The organism is Acuticoccus sediminis (assembly GCF_003258595.1).
In the GTDB taxonomy this organism is placed as follows: Bacteria; Pseudomonadota; Alphaproteobacteria; order Rhizobiales; family Amorphaceae; genus Acuticoccus; species Acuticoccus sediminis.
The window spans coordinates 1-4,585 of sequence record NZ_QHHQ01000031.1; the positions used below are offsets into that span (position 1 = coordinate 1).

The following is a 4,585-nucleotide window of genomic DNA, read 5'->3' on the forward strand; positions in this document are numbered from 1 at the left end:
TCCTTCTGGAGGTCCTGGCAGGCTTGTCACCCGCCTCGATACGCCGCCTTCCTCAAACCGCCATCACCCAGCTTCGGCCATAGCTCGGGTGTTGTTGCGCAGCATGGCATTGATGATCACCAGGAGCTGGCGGGCAACGGCGATGAGGATGATCCTGAGTGCTTTGCCCTTGCGCTGCGCATCCGGTCGCTCATGTCGATGAGGCTTGGAACGCGCCGCGAAGCCGTGAGGGCGGCGATGTAGAGGGCCTCGTGAACCTTGCGGCGATCGCCCCAGATGCGGAGTGCGCCGCACTAGGCCGTAGACTCATTAGCGCGGAGCCACAGCCGCATTGAGGCGAGTTGGACCATGGCGAGGAAGTTCTCGGCCAGCTTGTCAAACGGCGCTCAATCCTTATTCCACGCCGATCCACAGGTCGGGATGGGCGCCGTGTTCGGCCTCGCCATCGCCTCCGCGGTCTATGCGACCCTCACCATGGCGGGCGTCGCGGTAGTTCTGTCGGAGGTCGGCTGGCTCGCACGGGTGGTGCAGGTCCTCGGCGGGCTCTACCTCGTTGTCCTCGGCTGGCGCCTCGTTCGCACGCGACCGGCGGCGGCGGCCGAGCCTTTGCCGGCGACGCGGCCCGGCTGGCGGTCGGGGCTGCGGCGGGGGCTCCTCGTGAACCTCTCCAATCCCAAGGGGATCGCGTTCTTCGTCGGGCTCTACGCGGCCGCCGTACCGCCCTCGACCGGGCTTGGCGCGCGGCTCGTCATCCTGGCCGCGGCGTTCGTCATCGAGGTCGGATGGTACGGCGCGGTCGTCCTCACCTTCTCCCGCGCGCCGGTGCGGCGGGTGTATCGCCGCCTCGGGTGGCTCGTCGACCGGGCCGTTGGGGCGCTGTTCATGGTCTTCGGCGCCCGGCTGCTGCTGGCGCTGCGCGGGTGAGGCTCAGGCGCCTGCGTCGGCGTCGTCCGCCGGGTCGAAGCGCGGGCCGACGTAGACGGCGCGGGGGCGGATCAGCGTGCCGCTCGCGCGCTGCTCCAGAGCGTGGGCGATCCAGCCCGCCGCCCGTCCGAAGGCGAAGATCAGGAAAGCGCTGCCCTCCGGCAGGCCGAGGTCACGGCGCAGTGCGACGAGGGCGAAGTCGAGGTTGGGAGCGCGGCCGGTGAGGTCGTGCACCGCCTCTGCGATCGCGAGGGCGGCGGGGAGGCGCGGGCCGACGGCGGCCAGGATCGCCTTGGCGCGGATGTCGCCGGATGGATAGAGCGGGTGGCCGAAGCCCGGCATCTCCATGCCGCCCGCGAGGGCGTCGCGCACCGCGGAGGAGATGTCCGGGGCGCTCTCCAGCATCCGCCACACGGCTTCAACGCGCGCCGTGGAGCCGCCGTGCCGGGCGCCCGAGAGTGCAGCCAACGCTCCGACGAGGGCCGCCTTCAGGCTCGCCCCCGCCGAAGCGATGCAGCGCGCGGTGAAGCCGGAGACGTTGAGCTCGTGATCGGCGCAGAGGACGAGCGCGGCGCGCACCCGGTCGGCCGCCTCCGCGTCAAGGCCCCAAGCGTCCGCACACTGGAGGTGGAGGGGGGTGGCCCGGGGGGCCGTCCCCAGCGCGGCGGCCGCTATGAGCCGAATCAACGCGCCGCAGCCTTGCGCGAGACGGTCCGGGGCCTGTTGCCAGCCGGCGGTGTCATCGCCCGGCGCGGCGGTGGCGAAGCGGGCCAGGAGGACTTCCGCATCGGCCTGGCCTACGAACGGTGCCGGGGGCGCGGCGGGGGCGCTGTCCGGAAAGACGCTCGCGAGCGGCATCTGCCAAAGCAGGGCCGCGACCTCTTCCCAGGTGGCCGTCGCCGCAAGCGCCAGGGCGTCGCGGCCGCGATACGAGAGGGCGCCGGCCTCGATCCGGGTGATGCTCGTCTCCAGCACAGGTACGCCCCAGTCGAGCGTGGCGCGGGCGATCTCGCGCGGACGGCGACCGCGGCGGCGCGTCTTCGCCAGCTCCTCCACGGCGCTGCGGGCGTAGCGGCTCCCGGCTTGGCCGCCGCGCTCCACGGGCGCGATCAGGCCCCGGCTGACGTAGGCGTAGAGCGTCTGCCGGCTCACGCCGAGCAAAGCCGCTGCCTCCCCGCTCGATAGCGTCTGCACAGGACCTCGCATTGATTAATTCAATCAACATTGACGATATCTGATGGCCGCCGTCAATGCGCGACAGAAGCATGGAGAGATCAGCGATGAGCACACCCGCAGCGGACATGTTGGGCCAAATCCTCGACGGGCTCGCGGCACCCACCCCGCGCGACGTGTCAATCCACGGTACCGGCAGCCTTCCGGCCGCCTTCGCGGTTAGCGACCTCGCGGGCGCCTCCATCGCCGCCGCCGGAGCTGCGCTCGCGGGGCTGCTGCAGACCGTGGGGATCGCGCCCGCGGTCGCCGTCGATCGCCGCCTCGCCTCCTTCTGGTTCGGCGGATCGTTGCAGCCGGAAGGATGGTCGCCGCCGCCGCCCTGGGACCCTGTCGCGGGCGACTACGAGGCCGCGGACGGCTGGATCCGGCTCCACACCAACGCGCCGCGCCACCGCGATGCGGCGCTCACCGTCCTCGGCGTGCCGGCTTTGCGGGACGCCGTAGCGGACGCTGTCGCGCGCTGGCCGGCGGGGGCGCTGGAGGACGCGATCGTCGCGGCCGGCGGCTGCGCGGCAGCGATGCGCTCGGCCGACGAGTGGGCCGCCGGCGCGGCGGGCACAGCCGTCGCGGCCGAGCCGCTGATCGCCTGGCAGCGGGTCGGCGCGGGGGCCGCCGCGTTCGATCCGTCGCCCGGCCGCAAGCCGCTGCAGGGGCTCAGGGTCCTGGACATGACGCGGGTGCTCGCGGGTCCCGTCGCGACGCGCCTTCTCGCCCTGATGGGGGCGGACGTCCTGCGCATCGATCCGCCGGAGTGGGAGGAGCTCGGCGTCGTGCCCGAGGTGATGATGGGGAAACGCTCTGCCCGCGTCGACGCCCGCAGCTTGGAGGGGCGCGAGCGCATCGCCCGGCTCTTCGCGAGTTGCCACGTCTTCGTGCATGGCTACCGGCCGGGGGCGCTGGAGGACCTCGGCTTCGGCGGAAGCCTCAGGCGCTCGCTCAACCCCACTGCCATCGAGGTGACGCTCGACGCCTACGGCTGGACGGGTCCGTGGCGCGGCCGCCGCGGCTTCGACAGTCTGGTGCAGATGAGCACGGGGATCGCCGAAGCCGGGATGCGCCGGTTCGGCAAGGCGCGTCCGACGCCGCTTCCTGTCCAGGCGCTCGACCATGCCACGGGCTACCTGATGGCGGCGGCCGCCCTGTCCGCCCTGACGCGGCAGCGGACGAGCGGTGAGACGATGCAGGCCCGCCTGTCGCTCGCCCGGACCGCGGCGCTCCTCATGGGGTATCTCTCGTGCGAGGAGGCCGCGATGGCGCCCGAAACGCCGGCCGATAGCGACGCCAGAACCGAGGCGACCTTCTGGGGGCCGGCCGCGCGGATCGCAGCGCCGCTCACCGTCGACCTGTGGCCGGAGCGCCCCGCGGCGCCATTGGAATCGGACGATGCGGAATGGGAGGCGCGCGAAGGAAGCCACGGAAGCGGCAAACGGAGCGCCTCCATCCCGATGGTCGATCACCCTGTATAATGATGGACGCAGCCGTCCCATCATCTGCTCGAAAGAGGCGTGCTCATGGACCCAAGCGGATGGCACTCTTATCCGCGAGAAATCGAAAGGATGTTGGTCGATATTGCGGTCACCTAACTTCTTGTCGACCTCGACGGTGCAGGGCGGTCGATCTAACCGCTCTGGGAGATGAGATTGAGGACTGATTGCGTGGAGCTTGGTGCTGTTACTTCTGACAAGGGAGCTGCGGAGAGGCGACCTCCTACGATGGTGCGTGTCCTCGTCTATACGGCAGCGGCAGACGCGGACGGGACGCTCGGTGGCCTGGAGCGTGAAGGCCGGTCCGAACGCATCCGCGCGACGATCCTTGCCGCAGTCCGGTCGATGCGCTGGTGTTCGTCGGACCCGCTGTGCATCACCGACATCTCGACGCCGACCGACTCCGCCAACGGCGCGGCTTGCCACTCCTCCCTGATGGGCCGGAGACGTCACGCAAGAGCTTCAACCGCTTCCTCGACCGGGTGACGTTGGTCGGTCTCGATGCCGGCGCTGAGACTGTGCCGGGCTTCTTCGACGCTCTCGCGTCGAGTTCGACCGACACGCGAAACCTTCAAAATTGATTGAGTTGGTTGCCATCGACCCTTCGACGAAGCGAGCTGCGGATGGCGAGGCTGCGGCCTCGCCCGATGCCACGCTGGCGGTATGGACAGCACTCGAACTCATGTCGTCGCAGACGTTCCGTCGCGACGAGGATGTGGCCGGCGGCGATCGCAGCTTGGTTGGCGATTTCCGCAATGGCCTGCCCTGCGAGAAGCCGGTCGACCGCCTCTCGCTCATCGGCCACTCCTTACTCGACTCGAAAGCCTATCATCGGTGTCCCCTCGAACGGGGCAGGATCAGGGTGTCTGAGGTGCTCCCGAAAAATCGGACAGGGCTGTAAGCTACGGAAGGGACCTGCTGGTCTTCGGATGAGGAGATCAGCG

At 70.1% G+C, this 4,585-nt stretch carries 6 protein-coding genes and 1 pseudogene; 5 read left to right on the plus strand and 2 right to left on the minus strand.

All coding sequences use genetic code 11. The annotated features are described in order from the left end of the window. A partial coding sequence (locus tag DLJ53_RS35865) for a hypothetical protein (protein ID WP_211100746.1) occupies positions 1 to 243 on the plus strand: 243 nt, incomplete at its 5' end. A 50-nt stretch (positions 244 to 293) separates the two neighbouring features. Here the strand turns inward: DLJ53_RS35865 and DLJ53_RS34465 are convergent. Continuing rightward, positions 294 to 380 (minus strand): annotated as a pseudogene (locus DLJ53_RS34465) (IS5/IS1182 family transposase); the annotation flags it as partial. 40 nt (positions 381 to 420) lie between these two features. Here DLJ53_RS34465 and DLJ53_RS34470 point away from each other — a divergent pair. Then, positions 421 to 924 (plus strand): LysE family translocator, encoded by a 504-nt coding sequence (locus DLJ53_RS34470; protein ID WP_111352826.1) that lies wholly within the window; start codon positions 421 to 423, stop codon positions 922 to 924. A gap of 3 nt (positions 925 to 927) precedes the next feature. On the opposite strand, the gene DLJ53_RS34475 is transcribed toward DLJ53_RS34470, so the two are convergent. After that, positions 928 to 2,130 carry a citrate synthase family protein gene (locus tag DLJ53_RS34475; RefSeq protein WP_111352827.1) on the minus strand — a complete coding sequence of 401 codons (1,203 nt, stop codon included), beginning with the start codon at positions 2,128 to 2,130 and terminating at the stop codon, positions 928 to 930. Between the two features lie 74 nt (positions 2,131 to 2,204). Between DLJ53_RS34475 and DLJ53_RS34480 the strand changes: the two genes are divergently transcribed. From DLJ53_RS34480 to DLJ53_RS35870, 3 genes are all read left to right on the plus strand, one after another. Beyond that, positions 2,205 to 3,623, plus strand: coding sequence for a CoA transferase (locus DLJ53_RS34480; RefSeq protein WP_244935239.1), 1,419 nt, complete (start codon positions 2,205 to 2,207; stop codon positions 3,621 to 3,623). Between the two features lie 246 nt (positions 3,624 to 3,869). Further along, on the plus strand, positions 3,870 to 4,127 hold the full coding sequence (locus DLJ53_RS35030) for a hypothetical protein (protein WP_146620203.1): 258 nt from the start codon (positions 3,870 to 3,872) through the stop codon (positions 4,125 to 4,127). Positions 4,128 to 4,218: 91 nt separating this feature from the next. Beyond that, on the plus strand, positions 4,219 to 4,542 hold the full coding sequence (locus tag DLJ53_RS35870; protein ID WP_111352829.1) for a hypothetical protein: 324 nt from the start codon (positions 4,219 to 4,221) through the stop codon (positions 4,540 to 4,542). The last annotated feature ends 43 nt before the right edge of the window (positions 4,543 to 4,585 follow it).